Source organism: Pseudomonas sp. HMSC076A11, from assembly GCF_001810205.1.
Classification (GTDB): Bacteria; Pseudomonadota; Gammaproteobacteria; order Pseudomonadales; family Pseudomonadaceae; genus Pseudomonas; species Pseudomonas aeruginosa.
The window spans coordinates 244,425-262,151 of the sequence record NZ_KV800314.1 but is presented as its reverse complement, the minus strand read 5'-3'; the positions used below and the strand labels follow the sequence as shown (position 1 = coordinate 262,151).

The following is a 17,727-nucleotide window of genomic DNA, read 5'->3' as shown; positions in this document are numbered from 1 at the left end:
GCAGGTTGGTCTGTTCGGCGATGCCCTTGATCACCGTCAGCACCGCGTCGATGCTGGCGGTTTCCTGGGCCAGTTGCTGGATGCTCTCGGAACTGCTCTCCACTTCCTGCGCCAACTGGCGGATCACCTCGATGGTCGCTTCCACCACGTTGGCGCCCTCGCGCGCCTGCCGGCGGGCGTCATCGGCCACCTGCGCGGCGCTCTGGGCATTGCGCGCCACCTCGTGGACGGCACTGCTCATCTGCGTCGCGGCGGTGCTGACCTGGTCCACCGATGCGTGCTCGCTGTTGATCAGACGATCGTTGGCGGCGGTCATGCCGGCCAGCGAACCGGCTGAATCGGCGACCTCGCCGGTGACCCGGCCGACCTCGCGGATCAGCGGCTGCAACTTGTCGAGGAAGGCGTTGAAGGCGCTGCCGAGGCGGCCGGGTTCGTCGCGCGAAGTGACCTCCAGGCGCACGCGCAGGTCGCCATCGCCGTTGGCGATCTCTTCCAGGCGTTGCAGCAGACGCTGCAACGGACGGGTCACCAGGCCGGGGAACACCAGCACCAGCGACAGGCACACCAGCAGGCCGAACGCCACCAGCGCCACCTGCTGCCAGCGGTGGCGCTCGCCCAGCGCGGAGGACGCCTCGCCGTCGGCGGCCGCGGCCGCCTCTTCCATCTCGTCGAGCTGGTTGATCACCTCGCGCATCGCCCCGAACTGGCGATCGCTGTCACCGTAGCTGAGCTGCGCCGCGGCGCTCGGATCGCTGGCCGCCAGGCTCAGCACCCGCGCCGAGGTCGCGCTCCAGAGGGCATAGCCGCGCTCGAACTCGGCGACCTTGGCCAGTTCCGCCTCGCCCGGCTGCATCGCCGCGTACTGGCGCACCCGATCCAGGGCCTGCTGCAGGTTTTCCGCGTGATCGTTCCTCAGGCCGGCGATCTGCTCGGCGCTCAGGTGGCCCTCGAGCAGGCTGCGCTCGGCGACGAAGGCCTGGTAGAGATCACGGTCGGCGTTGAGCAGCAGGGCGATGCCGGGGAGAAAACGCTTGCCCAGGCGCTGGTTGGATTCGTTCAGCTGGGCGATGCCATGCACGCCGAGCGCGCCCACCAGCAGCAGAAGCACCGCGAGCAGGAGGATCGGCAGGGCGATTTTCCTGCGGAACGACAGGTTAGCGAACCATTGCAGCATGCCGGCATCCTCGCTCGTGGCTTTCCAGGCTATCGGTCGCAGCACGACCGATCTTGAGCGACCGTACGTCCGTGCCAGTAGGAATCAGACTAGCAGGCGCAGGGTTTCGAACAGGCGCCGGTCATCCTTCTTCGCCGAGCGGGCGTGGCGGCGGATCACCTGCAGCAGGCACTCGACGAAACATTGCGCCGGATTGCTGAGGGCTCCGCCGCGCCGGGTGATGATGCCCAGCCGTCGTGGCTCGAAGGTTTCCCGCAGCGCCAGCGGCACCACCCGGCCGAGCAACGGCGGGGCGGCGCCGATGATCGCCGGCACCCAGGTGCACATGTCGGCCTGCTCCACCAGGGTCTGCAGGATCGCCACGGAGTGCGCGCGGACGATGCGCCGCTCGTCGATCAAGGCACCGTGGCGCCAGAACAGCTCGCGCATCAGGGCGTCGTGGCCGTCGCCGGTGTAGTTCAACGCCCAGTCCTGTTCCAGCAGCTCGTGGATCGAGCCGCAACCCGCCAGCGGATGCCCCTGGCGGACCAGCACCGCGGTGTCGTAGTCGAGCAGCTTCTCGCAGGCGAATTCCTGGGCCGCCTGGGCGCCGTGCAGCGGGCCGATGGCGAAATCCATGCTGCCGTCGCGAAGCAATGGCTGGGCCACCGCCATCAGGCTTTCGAAAAGCTCCAGGCGCACCTCCGGCATGCGCTCGCGGAACGCCTGCACCGCCTCCGAGAGGAAGGTCAGCGCCACCCAAGGCGTCACCCCGATGCACAGCCGGCCGCTGGCCTGGCCACGCAGGTGGTCGAGTTCGACCTGCGCGTGCTCCAGTTGCTTGAGCACCAGCCGGGCGTGGATCAGCAGCGCCTTGCCGTATTCGGTGAAGGTCAGGCCGCTGGGCGTGCGGACGAACAGCGGCAGATGCTGTTCGGTTTCCAGTTCGCGCAGCGCGCGGGTCACGGCCGCCTGGGAAATCCCCAGGACGCGGGCGGCGGCGCGGATGCCGCCGGCGTCGGCACTGGCGACCAGGGCTTGCAACTGGTGGAGTTTCACGGGCTTACCGAGGTGACAACGAAAGGTTGTCATCATAGCCAAAGCGAGCCTCCCCGCCAGTCCCCCGCTTGCCTACCATCGGCTTCGACAACGCCCCGCCGCCCACCGGTCGGAGCCCTTGAGGAGAACAAGAAGAATGACCGAGCCTGCCGTCCTGCCCGCCATCGCGGCGCTGCGGGAAGAGATGGTTACCTTGCGCCGCCATATCCATGCCCACCCGGAGTTGGGTTTCGAGGAACGGCGAACCGCCGCGCTGGTCGCCGAATGCCTGGAGGCCTGGGGCTACCAGGTCAGCCGTGGAGTGGGTCGCACCGGCGTGGTCGGCACCCTGTGCCGCGGCGAGGGCCCAGCGCTGGGCCTGCGCGCCGACATGGACGCGCTACCGATCCAGGAAGCCACCGGCCTGCCCTACGCCAGCCAGGTGGACGGCGTGATGCACGCCTGCGGCCACGACGGCCACACCGCGATGCTCCTCGCCGCGGCCAGGCACCTGGTCGAGTCGCCGCGCTGGCGCGGCACCCTGCAACTGATCTTCCAGCCTGCCGAAGAGGGCCTCGGCGGTGCCCGCGCGATGCTCGACGACGGGCTGCTGGAGCGCTTCCCCTGCGACGCCATCTTCGCCATGCACAACGTCCCGGGATACCCCGTCGGCCACCTCGGCTTCCATCCCGGCCCCTTCATGGCCTCGGCCGATACCGTGGTCATCCGCGTGATCGGCAGCGGCGGCCACGGCGCGGTGCCGCAGCGCACCGTCGACCCGGTGGTGGTCTGCTCCGCCATCGTGCTGGCCTTGCAGAGCATCGTCTCGCGCAACGTCGACCCGCAGGACACCGCGATCGTCAGCGTCGGCGCGATCCATGCCGGGACGGTCTCCAACGTGATCCCGGCCAGCGCCGAAATGATCCTCAGCGTCCGGGCCCTGACCGCGGAAACCCGTGCCCTGCTGGAGCGCCGCATCGGCGAACTGGCCCGCGGCCAGGCCGCCAGCTTCGGCGCGCGGGCGGAGGTCGACTACCGGCATTGCCATCCGGTGCTGGTCAACCATCCCGGGCAGACCGCGTTCGCCCGCGAGGTGGCCCGCGACTGGCTGGGCGAGGAATGCCTGATCGACGGACTGCGGCCGTTCACCGCCAGCGAGGATTTCGCCTTCATCCTCGAACGCTGTCCCGGCAGTTACCTGGTGATCGGCAATGGCCAGGGCGAGAGCGGCTGCCAGTTGCACAACCCCGGCTACGACTTCAACGACGACTGCCTGGCCGTCGGCGCCAGCTACTGGGTGCGACTGGCCGAGCGCTTCCTGGCCTGAGCCAGGGTTTTCAACGGGCGCGCGGCCTGGCGCGCGCGGATCGACAGAGGACAACCACAATGACAAGAACCCTCGGCAGCATCGCCCTCTCCCTCCTCCTCGCCGCACCGGCCGGCGCCGCCGACTGGACAGGCAAGGTCCTGCGCCTGGGCGTCGACCCGACCTACCCGCCGCTCGAATACAAGCAGCCGGACGGCCGCCTGGCAGGCTTCGGCATCGAGATCGGCGAAGCCCTCTGCGCGGAGCTGCGAGCCCGCTGCGAATGGGTCGAAAGCAACTGGGACGGCATCATCCCGGCGCTGCTGTCGCGCAAGATCGACGCCATCGTCTCGTCGATGACCATCACGCCGAAACGCGCACAGCACATCGCCTTCACCGACCGCGTCTCCAACGCGCCGAGCCGCCTGGTGGTACGCCGTGGCTCGGCGCTCCTGCCCGACGCCGAGAGCCTGCGCGGCAAGCGCGTGGGGGTCGGCCAGGGCTCCAACCAGGAGGCCTACGCCAAGGCCGAATGGGCCGCCAAGGGGGTGCGGGTCGTCTCCTACCAGAACCAGGACCAGGTCTACGCCGACCTCGTCATGGGCCGCCTCGACGCCTCGCTGCAAGGCGCGGTGCAGGCCAGCTACGGCTTCCTCGACAAGCCGGTCGGCAAGGATTTCGAACTGGCCGGAGCGGTGCTGGACGACCCTCGCTACTTCGGGGTCGGCGACGGCATCGGCCTGCGCAAGGAGGACGTGGCGCTGCGCGAGGACCTGAACAAGGCGCTGGCGACGATCCGCGCCAACGGAACCTACGCGCGAATCAACGCCCGCTACTTCGACTTCGACCTCTACGGCACGCCCTGAACGGCGTCCGGCCGCTTTTCACCTCGACCGACAACAACAAGCAATGGAGAGTGAAATGTTCCTCGACGGCTTCGGTCCGCAGATACTCGCCGGCACCCTGGTGACCCTGAAACTGGCGCTGGGCTCCCTGCTCGGCGCCGTGCTCATCGGCCTCCTCGGCGCCAGCGCCAAGCTCGCCGCCAACCGCCCGCTGCGCGCCCTGGCCAGCGGCTATACAACGCTGATCCGCAGCGTCCCCGACCTGGTCATCATGCTGTTGCTGTTCTTCAGCCTGCAGATCCTCCTCAACCGCGTCACCGACGCCCTCGGCATCGGCCAGGTCGACATCGACCCGTTCGCCGCCGGCTGCGTCACCCTGGCGTTCATCTATGGCGCCTACTTCACGGAAACCTTCCGCGGCGCCTTCCAGGCGGTCCCGGCCGGCCAGGTCGAAGCCGCGCAAGCCTACGGCATGGGGCGCTGGCGAGTGTTCCGCCGGGTACTCCTGCCGCAGATGCTGCGCTACGCCCTGCCGGGCATCGGCAACAACTGGCAGGTGCTGGTCAAGTCCACCGCGCTGGTCTCGATCATCGGTCTCGGCGACCTGGTCAAGGCCACCCAGGACGCCGGCAAAGGCACCCTGCAGTTCTTCCACTTCACCCTGGTCTGCGGGCTGATCTACCTGGCCATCACCGCAATCTCCAACGCCGCGCTGCTGTGGCTGGAGCGGCGCAGCTCGCTGGGCGTCAGGAGGCCGCTGCCATGAACGCGGTACTCGACGAATACTGGCAGGCCTACCTGTGGACCGACGGCCTGCAACTGACCGGACTGGCGATGACCCTGTGGCTGCTGATCCTCGCCGTGGCGCTTGGCTTCCTGCTGGCCATCCCGCTGGCGGTGGCGCGGACCTGCGGCAACCCGCTGCTGCGCTACCCGGTCTGGCTCTACACCTACGTGTTCCGCGGCACCCCGCTGTACATCCAGTTGCTGTTCTTCTACACCGGCGTCTACAGCCTGAATGCCATACGCGCCCAGGACTTTCTCAACGCGTTCTTCCGCGACGGCTTCAACTGCACGGTGCTGGCCTTCGTCCTCAACACCTGCGCCTACATGACGGAAATCTTCGCCGGCGCGATCAGGAACACGCCCCACGGCGAAGTGGAAGCGGCGCGCGCCTACGGCATGGGCGGCTTCACCCTCTACCGGCGCATCGTCCTGCCCTCGGCGCTGCGCCGGGCACTGCCGTACTTCAGCAACGAAGTGATCCTGATGCTGCATTCCACCTCGGTGGCGTTCACCGCCACAGTGCCGGACCTGCTCAAGGTGGCCCGCGACGTCAATTCCGCCACCTATGCGCCGTTCCTGTCCTTCGGCATCGCCGGCGCGCTCTACGCCGGCACCGCCTTCCTGCTGATCTGGCTGTTCCGCCGCGGCGAGCTGCGCTGGCTGGCCTACCTCAGACCGCAAACCCACTGACCTCTCCCGGAGACACGCGCATGTACAGCCTGCAGGTCGAAGACATCCACAAGCGCTACGGCAGCCATGAGGTGCTCAGGGGCGTTTCGCTCAGGGCCGGCAAGGGAGACGTGATCAGCATCATCGGCTCCTCCGGCTCGGGCAAGAGCACCTTCCTGCGCTGCGTCAACTTCCTGGAAAAGCCCTGTGCCGGGCGCATCCGCGTCGGCGACGAGGAACTGCGCACCCGTCCCGGCGCCCTGGGCGAGCTGCGCGCCGCCGATCCCCGGCAGTTGCAGAAGATCCGCAGCCGGCTGGCGATGGTCTTCCAGCATTTCAACCTGTGGAGCCACCTGACGGTGCTGGAGAACGTGGTCGAGTGCCCGGTCAACGTCCTGAGAATGAACCGCGACGACGCCGTGGCCCGCGCGCGCCACTACCTGGCCAAGGTCGGCCTGGCGGAGAAGGTCGAACGGCAGTATCCCTGCGAACTCTCCGGCGGCCAGCAACAGCGCGTGGCGATCGCCCGCGCCCTGGCCATGGAGCCGCAGGTGATGCTGTTCGACGAACCGACCTCGGCGCTCGATCCGGAACTGGTCGGCGAAGTGCTGAAAGTCATGCAGCAGTTGGCCGAGGAAGGTCGCACCATGGTCCTGGTCACCCACGAGATGGCCTTCGCCCGCCAGGTTTCCAGCCATGTGATCTTCCTCCACCAGGGCGTGATCGAAGAGCAAGGGACGCCGGACCAGGTGTTCGGCGCGCCGCGCAGCGAGCGCCTGCGCCAGTTCCTCGCCGGCAACCTGAAATGAGTCCGGGGCTCAGCGCGACGGCGCGAGGAAACGCACGAAGACCAGCTCCGGATCACCTTCGTCGAGGTTGTCGATCACCCCGCTCGGCTGGAATCCCTCGCGCTCCAGCAGGCGCCGCATCGGCAGGTTGGAGCGGTTGCAGGAAGTGAACAGGCGGTCGCCGCGACAGTCGTCCCGCGCCTGCCGCAGCAACGCGCTGGCGATGCCGCGCCGGCGGCAGTCGGGGGCGACCGCCGCATCCTAGACGTTTTCACAGGTCAGGGCACGTCGCCGCGGCGCATGATCTATAGTCGCCCGGATCAGCCCCAGAGGATGCCGGACATGCCCCGTTCGATCGTCATCGTCCACGGCTGGAGCGACGATTCGAAGTCGTTCCGCCGCCTCGCCGAGCAGCTGGAAGCCTGGTTCGGCAGCGCGCCGACGCAGATCCGCCTCGCCGACTGGATCTCCCTGCAGGACGACGTCACCTACGCCGACCTCGCCGCCGCCCTGGATCGCGCCTGGACCGCCCAGGGGCTGTCGCGGGCACCGCGCACGGTTGACGTGGTGGTGCACAGCACCGGCGCCCTGGTGCTGCGCGACTGGCTGACCCGCCACTTCGACCCCGCCAGCGCGCCGGTCAAGCGCTTCCTGATGCTCGCCCCGGCCAACTTCGGCTCGCCGCTGGCGCACAAGGGACGCTCCTTCATCGGTCGCGTACTGAAAGGCTGGAACCGCTTCGTCGGGCAGACCGGCACCCAGGTGCTGAAGGGACTGGAGCTGGGCTCGCCGTACTCCTGGCAACTCGCCGAGCGCGACCTGTTCGGCGCCGAGGCCTGGTACGGCGCCGGCCGCCTGCTCGCCACGGTGCTGGTGGGCAATGCCGGCTACAGCGGCGTCGAAGCCATCGCCAACGAAGCCGGCGGCGACGGCACGGTGCGGATCGCCACGGCGAACCTCAACGCCTGCCGCCTGAGCCTCGAACTGGATGTCCGCCAGCGCGCCAGGCCCGGCTGGCGCCTGGAAGAATCGCGCGGCGAGATCGCCTTCGCCATCGTCGACGGCGAGAACCACGCCAGCGTGGCGCTGAAGGACCGCGGACCGAAGAACCCGCATACCCTGGAGCTGATCCGCGCCGCGCTGGAGGTCGAGGACGCCGATTACCGGAGCAGCGGCGCAAGCTTCCCCTGGCAGCGCCGCATCGATCAGCTCGACCCCGGCATCGAGCGCCGCTCGCCGCGCTACCTGAACCTGGTCAGCCACGTCTGCGACGACCTCGACCAGGAGGTGCGCGACTACTTCATCCAGTTCTTCCGCAAGTTGAACAGCGACCGGCGTTTCGAACAGCGCTTCTACGAGCAGGTCATCGCCGACGTCCATCCCTACGAGGACAACCCCGCCTACCGCTCGCTGTACCTGTCGATCGACTCCCTCGACGACCTGCTCGCCGGCTTCGCCGTGGACACCCTGTCGCTCAGCGTGTCGGCCCAGCCGCCGTTCGATCCGCCGCGCCAGCCGGTCGGCTATACCGCGGTGGGCCCCGGCGACAGCGAAGGCCTGGCAATTCCGCTGGCGCAGGTGCCGCGCTTCCTCGCCGCCCACCGCACCCTGCTGCTGCGCATCCGCCTGACGCGCCTGGTGGACAGCGGCGTATTCGTCTTCAGGAACCCCTGAATCGGCGCCCGGCCCCCCGCTGGGCAGCCACCCAGGCCGGGCGCAGGCGATCACGGTTGGCCTTCGGGCCACTCGACCCGCTGCAATGGCGCGCCGCCGCGCCCGAGGCGATGGACGATGCCGCTGCCCCGGCGCAGATCGACCCGCACCAACCGTCCGCCGTCCTCTCCACGGCCGCTGAGAAGCAGGTTGCGGGCATCCAGGCGGAACAGCCGTTCGGGACGCTCGATGGGCAGCTCCAGGGTCCAGAGCAAGCTGCCATCGGTGGAAACCGAGCTGAGCAGCAGCTCGCTACGCTCGGCCAGGCTGCGCCGGTGCAGCACCAGCCAGTTGCCGTCGACTCGCCAGGGACGGCGCGCCAACCTGGAATCGCCGCCCGGCAGCGCCGAGGCATAGCGACGGTACAACGCCTCCTCGCGCGTCTGCTCGTCGCGCCGGCGACGGTACTCGGCATCCGCCGCCGCCTCCAGGTCGGCGACCCGTTCCCGCCAGGCATCGTGCGCGGCGATCCAGCGTCGCCGTTCCTGGCGGTAGGCGTCACGCGCCGCAAGGAACGCACGGGTACTGGGAAAACGCTCCACGCGCTCGTCGAACTCTTCCGGCGGCTGCGGCTCGGACGGCAGCGACGGATGCTGGCGCTGCCGCTCGGACGGTCGCTCGAGCAGCCGCTGCGGCTCTTCGGCAGCGGCTGGATCGGGCAGCAGGCCAGCCTGCAGGAAGGCCGCGTCGAGCAGCGGACGCAGTCGATTCTCCGCCGGCGACCGCCAATCCAGGGTGCCCAGTGACAGGCGCTGGCGTCGCGCCCGTTGGTTCGCTGCCGGCAGCGCCTCGCCACGCTCCAGCGCTCGGGCCTCGTGATCGCTGGCGAGGATCAGCAGGCGTCCGTCGGGCAGGCGCGTCAGGCCCGGCGCCTGCCAAGCGATCCCGGCACTCGCCGGCGGCGGCGGGTCGCCGTGGAAATACCGCGCGGCATCGACTTCCGGAGCTTCGCGCAGAGCCAGGCTGTCGCCGTCGAGGAACCAGACGCGGCCGTCCAGCGCGAGCATCAGCAATCCGCCCCGGCCTTCGTCGTAGCGATAGGCGTCCTTCCCCCAGGGCGCCGACTTCAACGGCAGGCCGCCAGTGCGCCGCTCCAGCTCGTCGAACGCCAGCGCAGGGGCGGCGTCGCGCCGGTCGAGTACGTAGAGTTCGTTGCGCAGGAAGAACAGGTAGCGCGACGACTGGCCCAGCAGTTCGCCGGAACCCCAGTCGTCGCCGCGCTCGTTGTCGGCATCCAGGCGCGCGCTCCAGCGCAGGCTGCCGTCCTCCAGGTCGACCACCTGGGCATAGCTGCGGCTGCTGCCATGCACTACGCCGTTGTCCACTTCGTTGGCGCGATAGTCGTCGAGGGTGAACGCCAGGTAGGAATGGCCCTGTTCCTCGAAGACCAGTTGCGGCCCGCTGAACCCGGCCTCGTCGTACTGGCCGAGAATGAAATGGATGGCCACCGGCAAACCGACCAGCAGGCCCAGGCCGAGTACCGCCCAGAGGACGGCGAAAAGCGTCGCTCCCTTCTTCATGCAACTCCCATGCGTCCCGCGATCCTGGGACCGTCCCTCAACTGGCGACGGCATGAACGGCGCATTCTAGGGAGCCGCCGGCCTCGCTTCAAAGGCGGCAAGCGGCCATCAGTGGTCCATGCTCATGGGCTTTTCGCCCCCAGCAGGACGCCGAAACCGACCAGCAGGGCGCCGAAAAACTGGTCGATGCGCCGGCGGAAACGCAGGAGTCGGCCGCGCACCGCCGGGCTCGAGAGAAAGCAGGCGACCAGGCCGAACCAGGCCACGTGGGCGAGCGCGATGAAGGCCCCGTAGCCCAGTTGCGCCGGCAACGCGGTATGCGGATCGATCACCTGCATGAACAGGCTGACCACGAACAGGCAGGTCTTCGGATTGAGCGCATTGGTCAGGAAGCCGCTGCGCAACATCGCCCAGGACGAAACCCCGGCGCCGCCCGCCACCTCCTCCGCCACCGAGTCCTCTCGCGCCAGCAGCATGCGCAGGCCGAGGAACACCAGGTAGGCGGCGCCCGCCAGCTTCAGCGCGGTGAACAGCGCCAGCGACTCGCGCACCAGCACGCCGACGCCGAGGATGCTGTAGCCGACATGTACCGTCACCCCCGCGCCGATGCCCAGCGCGGTGAGCAGGCCGGCGCGGCGGGAATACAGCAGGCTGTTGCGCGAGACCATGGCGAAATCGGCGCCGGGGCTGATCACCGCAAGCACAGTGATGGTCAGGAAAGCTAGCAACTCTGTCATGCCTGGAAGGCTCCAAGGTAGAATGGACGACACAATCTACCGGTCTCCAGCGCCGAGCGAGAACGATGAATACTGACAATCATGGTGAGGAAAACTCACCATTCAGGCGCCGTCGCCTGCCCTCGCTGAACGCCCTGCGCTGCTTCGAGGCCGCCGCCCGCCTGGAGAACTTTTCCCGTGCCGCCGAGGCCCTGTGCCTGACCCACGGTGCCATCAGCCGCGCCGTGCGGACCCTGGAGGAGGAACTCGGTTGTGCGCTCTTCGAACGCCGCGGCCAGCGGGTTTTCCTCAGCGAGGCCGGCAGGCGCCTGCTCGCCGGCACCGGCCCGGCCCTCGACCTGATCGAGCGCACCGGCGAGACCCTGCGCGCGGAGGCCGGCCCCACCGCGCTGGTGCTGTCCTGCGAACCGACCTTGCTGATGCGCTGGCTGATCCCGCGGATCGCCGGATTCATGCAGGAACAGCCACGACTGTCGATCCAGCTGGTCGCCGGCGGCGGGCCGTTCGCCTTCGGCCGCGGCATCGACCTGGCGATCCGCCGCAACGACTTCCCCTGGCCGCCCGGCAGCCATGCCCACTGGCTGTTCGACGAGCAGGTCGGGCCGGTCTGCCGGGCGAGCGACGTCGAACGGCATTTCCACCTCGATGCAGGCCCGCCCGGGCTTCGCGCCGTCGCACCGCGCCTGCACACGGCGACCCGCCCGCAAGCCTGGAACACCTGGACCCGTCTCGCCGGACAGGCGCCAGCGACGACCGAAGGGCAGCGCTTCGAGCACTTCTACCTGAGCCTGCAGGCGGCCGGCGCCGGACTCGGCGTAGCCATCGGCCCCTGGCAACTGGTGCGCGACGATCTGTCCGCCGGCCTGCTGGCGGCGCCGCTGGGATTCCTCGCCGACGGCAGCAGCTATCACCTGCTGACCCCGCGACCGTTGCAGGCCGGAGAGCCTGCCACGCTGCTGCTGGAATGGCTGCGCCGCAGCGCGGCGGCCTGATGCGGCCCGCTCAGGGCCAGGCGCGCAGCGCCCGTTCGACCACCGCCAGCAGGCGCTCGCAAGGCACCCGGTCCTTGGCCTGCACGCTGAGGCCGAACAGCACGGTGGCATAGAAGGTCGCCAACTCCTCCACGTCGGTGTCCGCCGCCAGGTCGCCGTCAGCGATGCCGCGCCGCATGCGCTCACGGAACAGGCGGATCGACTCGCCGCGCTCGGCGCTCAACGCGTCCCGCACCGCCTCGCTTTCCGGGGTTCCGGTCAGCGCCGCGAGCACCACCAGGCAACCGCGCGGGAACTCGTCGGAACAGAAGCGCGCGACGGTCTCGCGGAGCAGCTCGGCCACGCCCTCGCGGGCGCTCGGCGCGCCATCGAGGACATCCCGGCGATAGCGGCCGTGCTGGCCGAGATAGTGGGCCAGGGCTTCGCGGAACAGCCCTTCCTTGCTACCGAAGGCGGCGTACAGGCTGGGCGGCCTGATTTCCATCGCCTCGGTCAGGGCCGCCAGCGAAGCGCCTTCGTAGCCACGCACCCAGAACACGTCCATGGCTCGCTGCAGGGCGGTGTCCCTGTCGAATGCCCGTGGCCTGCCTCGCGTTGCCATCCTGACCTCCATTATTTGTATCGATCACTATAAATTTACTTGACGAGCGTTGCCGTCGCCATATTATTTAGCGACCGATACAGATGTTCAAGCCATCTCCCTGCCGCCTTCGAAAGGAAAAGACCATGTCCAACCTGCTCCTCTCCCCGCTCGCCGTAGGCAACCTGGCCTTGCGCAACCGCATCGTCATGGCGCCGATGACCCGCTCCCGGGCGCAACAGGCGGGCGACGTGCCGACCGCCCTGAACGCTCTCTACTATGCGCAGCGCGCCGGCGCCGGGCTGATCGTCAGCGAGGGCACGCAGATTTCCCGCCTCGGCCAGGGCTACGCCTACACCCCCGGTATCTACAGCGAGGCGCAATTGGCCGGCTGGCGCCAGGTCACCGAGGCGGTGCACGCCGCCGGCGGACTGATCGCCGCGCAGCTCTGGCATGTCGGGCGCATGTCGCATCGCTCGCTGCAGGCCGGCGGCGAGGCGCCGATCGCGCCCTCGCCGATCCAGGCCAAGGCCCAGGTGTTCATCGCCGATGGCCAGGGCGGCGGGTCCATGGCGCCCGCCGACGCGCCGCGGGAAATGACCCTGGAAGACATCCGCCGGGTCCGCGACGAATTCGTCCGCGCCGCACGCAACGCGCTCGACGCCGGCTTCGACCTGGTCGAGCTGCATGGCGCCAATGGCTACCTGATCGACCAGTTCCTCGCCAGCGCCAGCAACCGGCGCAGCGATGCCTATGGCGGTAGCCTGGAGAACCGCGCGCGGTTCCTGCTGGAGATCGTCGACGCGCTGGTCGCCGCGGTCGGTGCCGAGCGCGTCGGCCTGCGCCTGTCGCCCTGGGGCACGATCAACGACATGCACGACGACGAGCCGGAAGCGATGACCCTTTACCTCGCCGAAGCCCTGCAGCGACGCGGCATCGCCTACCTGCACCTGGCCGAGTGGGAATGGAGCGGCGGCCCGGCCTACCCGCAAGGCTTCCGCGAGCGCCTGCGCGAACGCTTCCGCGCGCCGCTGATCGTCTGCGGCAACTACGACGCCGAGCGCGCCGAAGCGATACTCCAGGCCGGACTGGCCGACGCGGTGGCGATCGGCCGGCCGTTCATCGCCAACCCCGACCTGGTCGAGCGGATCCGTCTCGGCGCGCCGCTGGCCGAGGCCAACCAGGCGCGGTTCTACGGTGGCGACGCTGCCGGCTACACCGATTACCCGACCCTCGGCCAGTCCGCTACGGCCTGATTCCCTTCCCTCCCATGCATCGTTCCCGGGCGCGGCCACGGCTGCGCTCGCGGAGGAGTCTTGCCGTGCTATTGCCGATCCTCCTGCTGGCCGCCGCCGGCTTCACCATCCTGACCACCGAGTTCGTCATCGTCGGCCTGCTCCCGGCACTTGCCGCAGACCTCCAGGTCAGCGTCGCCCAGGCCGGCCTGCTGGTCAGCCTGTTCGCCTTCAGCGTCGCCGCCTTCGGTCCGTTCCTCACCGCCGCGCTGGCGGGCGTCGAACGCAAGCGGCTGTTCGTCGCCTGCCTGCTGCTGTTCGCCGCGGCCAATGCGCTGGCCGCCGTGGCCGGCGATATCTGGACGATGGCCGTGGCGCGCTTCGTCCCGGCCCTGGCGCTCCCGGTGTTCTGGGCCATGGCCAGCGAAACCGCCGCGCACCTGGCCGGCCCCTCGCGCGAAGGGCGCGCCGTGGCGCTGGTGTTCTTCGGCATCGTCGCCGCCACCGTGCTTGGCATTCCCATCGGCACGCTGATCGCCGACGCCTGGGGTTGGCGCCTGGCATTCGCCGCACTCGCCGCGCTGGCCCTGGCCAAGGCGCTGCTGCTGGCCGCCTGGCTGCCGCGCATTCCCGGACGGCCGGGTATCTCGCTGCGCAGCCAGGCGAGCGTGTTGCGCCAACCGCTGGTGCTCGGCCACCTGTTGCTGTCGCTGCTGGTCTTCACCGGCATGTTCACCCCCTACACCTACCTGGCCGACATCCTCCAGCGCCTGGCCGGCTTCAGCGGTTCGCTGGTCGGCTGGACGCTGATGGGCTTCGGCGCGGTAGGCCTGCTCGGCAACTGGCTCGGCGGGCGCCTGGTGGATCGCAGCCCGCTGGGCGCAACCCTGCTGTTCGTCCTGCTGATGGCGCTGGGCATGCTCGCCCTGGTGCCGACCCTCGGCAACGCCTGGCTGCTCGCCGCCACCCTGGCGACCTGGGGCGTGGCCCAGGCAGCACTGTTCATCGTCGGCCAGGTGCGGGTGATGAAGTCCGCGCCGCGGGCCCCGGCGTTCGCCGCCTCGCTGAACATCTCCGCCTGCAACGCCGGGATCGGCATCGGCGCCCTCGCCGGCAGCCGGGTGATCGACGGCAGCGGCCTGGCGCCGCTCGGCGAGGTCGGCGCGCTGGTCTGCCTGGCGGCGATGGCCGTGGCCCTGCTGCTGATGCTGGCGCCACGCCAAGCTGCCACCGAGCCGTCCCTCGGCGGCCAAATCCCTCACTGAGCCCACCAAGGAAGCACAACCATGATCCTCGATAGACTCTGCCGCGGCCTCCTGGCCGGCATCGCCCTGACCTTCTCCCTGGGCGGCTTCGCCGCCGAGGAATTCCCCGTCCCGAATGGCTTCGAAAGCGCCTACCGGGAAGTCGACGGCGTGAAGCTGCACTACGTGAAAGGCGGCCAGGGGCCGCTGGTGATGCTGGTACACGGTTTCGGCCAGACCTGGTACGAATGGCACCAACTGATGCCGGAACTGGCCAAGCGCTTCACCGTGATCGCGCCGGACCTGCCCGGCCTCGGCCAGTCCGAGCCGCCGAAGACCGGCTATAGCGGCGAACAGGTCGCCGTCTACCTGCACAAGCTGGCCCGGCAATTCAGCCCGGATCGCCCGTTCGACCTGGTGGCCCACGACATTGGTATCTGGAACACCTACCCGATGGTGGTGAAGAACCAGGCCGACATCGCCCGCCTGGTGTACATGGAAGCGCCGATCCCGGACGCGCGGATCTACCGCTTCCCGGCCTTCACCGCCCAGGGCGAGTCGCTGGTCTGGCACTTCAGTTTCTTCGCCGCCGACGACCGCCTGGCGGAAACCCTGATCGCCGGCAAGGAACGCTTCTTCCTCGAGCACTTCATCAAGTCCCATGCCAGCAACACCGAGGTGTTCAGCGAGCGCCTGCTGGATCTGTACGCCAGGTCGTACGCCAAGCCGCACAGCCTGAACGCCTCGTTCGAGTACTACCGCGCGTTGAACGAGAGCGTGCGGCAGAACGCCGAACTGGCGAAGACCCGCCTGCAGATGCCAACCATGACCCTCGCCGGCGGCGGCCACGGCGGCATGGGCACGTTCCAGCTGGAGCAGATGAAAGCCTATGCGGAGGACGTCGAAGGCCATGTCCTGCCCGGCTGCGGCCACTGGCTGCCGGAAGAGTGCGCCGCGCCGATGAATCGCCTGGTGATCGACTTCCTCAGCCGCGGTCGCTGAGTCGTCCCGGTCCGGGCGATCAGAACTGCTCGCCCGGGCAAAACAGGCAGCGCAGCAGCAGGGTCATGAGCACGACAGCGCCGGAAACCAGCAGGTAAGGCAACGGGGAGAACAGGTCGTCCTGGTCCTTGCCATCGTGCTCACTACTCATGCTCTCACCTCGAGAATCGTCATGGCGGAAAAGACGCAGGATATGCACTTGCCGTCCTTGAAAGTGCACGGCGAAGTGTTCGAAGACTATAGAAACGAAGCGATCGAGTTCAATTACATCTGTGTCAGCTTGCTGTCGGCAAAACGTCAGCGGAAAGACAACGGAATATATTTCCCGATAATGCTTGAGGGTCAGCCGCGCCCCGCCCCAGGCTCTGCCGGCGTGGCGCGAGTGCCGGGGCGAAGGAAAAACCAACTTACAATGATCCCGACCCGGAATTATTCCGCCAAGTAGCTTCCGGTTCGGAAAAAAGCGACTCGCAGCACTGTTTCGGTGCAATAACGTCACATGTGAAAGTTTCGATTAAGTTTTCCGTTATCGATTATCCATAAATACGTTTGATCGCTCTCCGGACGTTTCATAGATTGCACGCCTTCACTCTCTGCGAGGCATTCCCGTGACGCATCCAGCGACCGTCTACAGCCTGTCCACCCGCCTGCTGCACTGGAGCATGGCGTTCTGTTTCATCGGCGCGATCGTGCTGGCCTATTTCGTCATCTGGGTGCTCGGCCACGACCACCCACAGCGCCTGCCGGTACTCAACCTGCACTGGGTGCTGGGCCTGCTGGTCGGCCTGCTGCTGATCCCTCGGATCGTCTCGCGGCTGCGCGGGCCGCGCCTGCCAGCGGTCCCCGGGACGCCGCTGGAGCACCGCCTGGCGCACTACGCGCACCTGTCGCTGTATGCCTTGATGCTGGTGATGCCGCTCACCGGCTACGTCGGCACCCGCCTGCCCACCGACTTCGGCCTGTTCGTGGTACCCAGCTTCAAGGACACCGCGCTGTTCGCCTGGATTTCGCACACCTGGAACCTGAGCTGGGAGGCATTCGAGAAGCCCTTCGACGCCGTTCACCGCGTGGTCGGCCTGTGGCTGAGCACCTCGGTGGTGCTACTCCATGCGCTCGCCGCCGGCTACCACCAGTGGGTCCGCCGCGACGGCACCCTGGAGCGCATGCTCGGCCGTCGCCAGCGCCGCTGAGCGCGGCCCTTCGTCGGCTCTCGCGGCGGACCGGCGACGATCTGCTATAGAGGTAGGGACACGCAGGGAAAACCTCGCCGCCCCGAGGCTCCTCCGTGGCAACCACAGGCGTCGCGCAGGTAGCCGGGTCGGCCTCCGACAGAGAGGAGCATGCCATGGCCAGCCTGCACTGCCAGCACCGCAGCTACACCATCACCGCCGACGTCGTCGAGCATCCGGGCATTCCCACGCCCTGGGCCGGTGGCTGCCACATCACCGATCCCGAAGGCCACACCAGCAAGCGCATCGCCCTGCCCGTGCGCTTCGCCTTCCTCGCCGACCTGGAAAACGCCCAGCGCGCCTCCATCGCCCACGGCAAATGGCTGGTGGACCAGCGCCTGGACCGCGGCAAGGCGCTGTTCTGAAGCGCACAACGAAAACGGCCCTCGCAAGGAGGGCCGTCGTTCATCGCGGCGCCGCTCAGGCGCTGCCGGCTTCAGCGGTTTCGCTGCGCCGTCGCGGCGGCGCGCCATGGCTGTCGTCGCCGGCCAGCGGCACTTCGTTGCCCTGGGCGTCGTACAGCTTGCCGTCGAGGAAATAGTCGCCTTCGTGCAGGGCGGCGATGTCCTGGTAGCGCAGGGTCCGCTCGCTGGCGGCGACGAACACCGACTGCTGGTCGGAGTTGCCGGCGGTGAAGTGGTTGAACGCCAGGTTGAGCAGGATCGCCATGATCGCCGAGGAACTGATGCCGGAATGGAAGATGGTGGCGAACCAACTGGGGAAGTGATCGTAGAAGGTCGGCGCGGCGATCGGGATCATACCGAAGCCGATCGAAGTGGCGACGATGATCAGGTTCATGTTGTTGCGGTAGTCCACCTTCGACAGGGTGCGGATGCCGCTGGCGGCGACCGTGCCGAACAACACGATGCCGGCGCCGCCGAGCACGGCGG

The 17,727-nt window shown here is 68.4% G+C and carries 19 protein-coding genes and 1 pseudogene; 12 read left to right on the top strand and 8 right to left on the bottom strand.

Features of this window, described 5'->3' with window-relative positions; genetic code table 11:
- Positions 1-1,174, bottom strand: a 1,174-nt coding sequence (locus HMPREF2716_RS19565) for a methyl-accepting chemotaxis protein (protein ID WP_048275594.1), incomplete at its 3' end; no start/stop codon positions are given.
- Between the two features lie 84 nt (positions 1,175-1,258).
- Positions 1,259-2,248 (bottom strand): LysR family transcriptional regulator, encoded by a 990-nt coding sequence (locus tag HMPREF2716_RS19560; RefSeq protein ID WP_003119833.1) that lies wholly within the window; start codon positions 2,246-2,248, stop codon positions 1,259-1,261.
- Between the two features lie 100 nt (positions 2,249-2,348).
- Here HMPREF2716_RS19560 and HMPREF2716_RS19555 point away from each other — a divergent pair, with 100 nt between their 5' ends.
- From HMPREF2716_RS19555 to HMPREF2716_RS19535, 5 genes are read left to right on the top strand one after another with little or no spacing between them, the layout of a single operon-like run.
- On the top strand, positions 2,349-3,518 hold the full coding sequence (locus HMPREF2716_RS19555; RefSeq protein ID WP_003101441.1) for a M20 aminoacylase family protein: 1,170 nt from the start codon (positions 2,349-2,351) through the stop codon (positions 3,516-3,518).
- 59 nt (positions 3,519-3,577) lie between these two features.
- The gene (locus HMPREF2716_RS19550) at positions 3,578-4,363 is read left to right on the top strand and encodes an ABC transporter substrate-binding protein (protein ID WP_003114013.1); all 786 of its coding nucleotides are present in this window, start codon (positions 3,578-3,580) and stop codon (positions 4,361-4,363) included.
- Between the two features lie 55 nt (positions 4,364-4,418).
- A complete protein-coding gene (locus HMPREF2716_RS19545) occupies positions 4,419-5,108 on the top strand; it encodes an ABC transporter permease (protein ID WP_003091034.1) in 690 nt (229 codons plus the stop codon).
- Positions 5,105-5,818, top strand: coding sequence for an ABC transporter permease (locus tag HMPREF2716_RS19540; protein WP_003091035.1), 714 nt, complete (start codon positions 5,105-5,107; stop codon positions 5,816-5,818). Before HMPREF2716_RS19545 ends, HMPREF2716_RS19540 begins: the two co-directional genes overlap by 4 nt.
- Positions 5,819-5,838: 20 nt before the next feature.
- Entirely contained in the window at positions 5,839-6,606 is a 768-nt protein-coding gene (locus HMPREF2716_RS19535; RefSeq protein WP_003101443.1) for an ABC transporter ATP-binding protein, read from the top strand.
- 9 nt (positions 6,607-6,615) lie between these two features.
- Here the strand turns inward: HMPREF2716_RS19535 and HMPREF2716_RS19530 are convergent.
- Positions 6,616-6,828 (bottom strand): annotated as a pseudogene (locus HMPREF2716_RS19530) (GNAT family N-acetyltransferase); the annotation flags it as partial.
- A 99-nt stretch (positions 6,829-6,927) separates the two neighbouring features.
- Between HMPREF2716_RS19530 and HMPREF2716_RS19525 the strand changes: the two are divergent.
- Positions 6,928-8,259, top strand: coding sequence for an esterase/lipase family protein (locus HMPREF2716_RS19525; protein ID WP_019395893.1), 1,332 nt, complete (start codon positions 6,928-6,930; stop codon positions 8,257-8,259).
- 50 nt (positions 8,260-8,309) lie between these two features.
- Here the strand turns inward: HMPREF2716_RS19525 and HMPREF2716_RS19520 are convergent, their stop codons facing one another.
- Positions 8,310-9,818, bottom strand: coding sequence for a PA2928 family protein (locus HMPREF2716_RS19520; protein WP_019395894.1), 1,509 nt, complete (start codon positions 9,816-9,818; stop codon positions 8,310-8,312).
- Between the two features lie 122 nt (positions 9,819-9,940).
- Positions 9,941-10,555 carry a LysE family transporter gene (locus HMPREF2716_RS19515; RefSeq protein ID WP_019395895.1) on the bottom strand — a complete coding sequence of 205 codons (615 nt, stop codon included), beginning with the start codon at positions 10,553-10,555 and terminating at the stop codon, positions 9,941-9,943.
- Positions 10,556-10,620: 65 nt separating this feature from the next.
- Here HMPREF2716_RS19515 and HMPREF2716_RS19510 point away from each other — a divergent pair, with 65 nt between their 5' ends.
- Positions 10,621-11,547, top strand: coding sequence for a LysR family transcriptional regulator (locus HMPREF2716_RS19510; protein ID WP_003101450.1), 927 nt, complete (start codon positions 10,621-10,623; stop codon positions 11,545-11,547).
- 10 nt (positions 11,548-11,557) lie between these two features.
- Here the strand turns inward: HMPREF2716_RS19510 and HMPREF2716_RS19505 are convergent, their stop codons facing one another.
- On the bottom strand, positions 11,558-12,148 hold the full coding sequence (locus HMPREF2716_RS19505) for a TetR/AcrR family transcriptional regulator (RefSeq protein WP_003119828.1): 591 nt from the start codon (positions 12,146-12,148) through the stop codon (positions 11,558-11,560).
- Positions 12,149-12,273: 125 nt separating this feature from the next.
- Between HMPREF2716_RS19505 and HMPREF2716_RS19500 the strand changes: the two genes are divergently transcribed.
- The 3 genes from HMPREF2716_RS19500 (at position 12,274) to cif (ending at position 15,608) form a co-directional block, all read left to right on the top strand.
- Positions 12,274-13,383 (top strand): alkene reductase, encoded by a 1,110-nt coding sequence (locus HMPREF2716_RS19500; protein WP_031800856.1) that lies wholly within the window; start codon positions 12,274-12,276, stop codon positions 13,381-13,383.
- Positions 13,384-13,448: 65 nt separating this feature from the next.
- Positions 13,449-14,627 (top strand): MFS transporter, encoded by a 1,179-nt coding sequence (locus tag HMPREF2716_RS19495; RefSeq protein WP_003114005.1) that lies wholly within the window; start codon positions 13,449-13,451, stop codon positions 14,625-14,627.
- A 21-nt stretch (positions 14,628-14,648) separates the two neighbouring features.
- A complete protein-coding gene (gene cif / locus HMPREF2716_RS19490) occupies positions 14,649-15,608 on the top strand; it encodes a CFTR inhibitory factor Cif (RefSeq protein WP_003110290.1) in 960 nt (319 codons plus the stop codon).
- Between the two features lie 19 nt (positions 15,609-15,627).
- Here cif and HMPREF2716_RS29875 read toward each other — a convergent pair whose 3' ends face one another.
- The gene (locus tag HMPREF2716_RS29875) at positions 15,628-15,759 is read right to left on the bottom strand and encodes a hypothetical protein (protein WP_003091046.1); all 132 of its coding nucleotides are present in this window, start codon (positions 15,757-15,759) and stop codon (positions 15,628-15,630) included.
- A 457-nt stretch (positions 15,760-16,216) separates the two neighbouring features.
- Between HMPREF2716_RS29875 and HMPREF2716_RS19475 the strand changes: the two genes are divergently transcribed.
- Both HMPREF2716_RS19475 and HMPREF2716_RS19470 read left to right on the top strand, forming a co-directional pair.
- Positions 16,217-16,798, top strand: a complete 582-nt coding sequence (locus HMPREF2716_RS19475) for a cytochrome b (protein ID WP_010793186.1) — start codon at positions 16,217-16,219, stop codon at positions 16,796-16,798.
- A gap of 155 nt (positions 16,799-16,953) precedes the next feature.
- Positions 16,954-17,202, top strand: a complete 249-nt coding sequence (locus HMPREF2716_RS19470; RefSeq protein ID WP_003091048.1) for a hypothetical protein — start codon at positions 16,954-16,956, stop codon at positions 17,200-17,202.
- A 55-nt stretch (positions 17,203-17,257) separates the two neighbouring features.
- On the opposite strand, the gene HMPREF2716_RS19465 is transcribed toward HMPREF2716_RS19470, so the two are convergent.
- On the bottom strand, positions 17,258-17,727 hold a 470-nt coding region (locus tag HMPREF2716_RS19465), incomplete at its 5' end, for a solute carrier family 23 protein (protein ID WP_305884711.1).

Bases quoted from the DNA above. Each gene is read 5' to 3' on its own strand.
- HMPREF2716_RS19560 (WP_003119833.1), bottom strand. From the start codon at position 2,248: ATGATGACAACCTTTCGTTGTCACCTCGGTAAGCCCGTGAAACTCCAC.
- HMPREF2716_RS19555 (WP_003101441.1), top strand. From the start codon at position 2,349: ATGACCGAGCCTGCCGTCCTGCCCGCCATCGCGGCGCTGCGGGAAGAG.
- HMPREF2716_RS19550 (WP_003114013.1), top strand. From the start codon at position 3,578: ATGACAAGAACCCTCGGCAGCATCGCCCTCTCCCTCCTCCTCGCCGCA.
- HMPREF2716_RS19545 (WP_003091034.1), top strand. From the start codon at position 4,419: ATGTTCCTCGACGGCTTCGGTCCGCAGATACTCGCCGGCACCCTGGTG.
- HMPREF2716_RS19540 (WP_003091035.1), top strand. From the start codon at position 5,105: ATGAACGCGGTACTCGACGAATACTGGCAGGCCTACCTGTGGACCGAC.
- HMPREF2716_RS19535 (WP_003101443.1), top strand. From the start codon at position 5,839: ATGTACAGCCTGCAGGTCGAAGACATCCACAAGCGCTACGGCAGCCAT.
- HMPREF2716_RS19525 (WP_019395893.1), top strand. From the start codon at position 6,928: ATGCCCCGTTCGATCGTCATCGTCCACGGCTGGAGCGACGATTCGAAG.
- HMPREF2716_RS19520 (WP_019395894.1), bottom strand. From the start codon at position 9,818: ATGAAGAAGGGAGCGACGCTTTTCGCCGTCCTCTGGGCGGTACTCGGC.
- HMPREF2716_RS19515 (WP_019395895.1), bottom strand. From the start codon at position 10,555: ATGACAGAGTTGCTAGCTTTCCTGACCATCACTGTGCTTGCGGTGATC.
- HMPREF2716_RS19510 (WP_003101450.1), top strand. From the start codon at position 10,621: ATGAATACTGACAATCATGGTGAGGAAAACTCACCATTCAGGCGCCGT.
- HMPREF2716_RS19505 (WP_003119828.1), bottom strand. From the start codon at position 12,148: ATGGCAACGCGAGGCAGGCCACGGGCATTCGACAGGGACACCGCCCTG.
- HMPREF2716_RS19500 (WP_031800856.1), top strand. From the start codon at position 12,274: ATGTCCAACCTGCTCCTCTCCCCGCTCGCCGTAGGCAACCTGGCCTTG.
- cif (WP_003110290.1), top strand. From the start codon at position 14,649: ATGATCCTCGATAGACTCTGCCGCGGCCTCCTGGCCGGCATCGCCCTG.
- HMPREF2716_RS29875 (WP_003091046.1), bottom strand. From the start codon at position 15,759: ATGAGTAGTGAGCACGATGGCAAGGACCAGGACGACCTGTTCTCCCCG.
- HMPREF2716_RS19470 (WP_003091048.1), top strand. From the start codon at position 16,954: ATGGCCAGCCTGCACTGCCAGCACCGCAGCTACACCATCACCGCCGAC.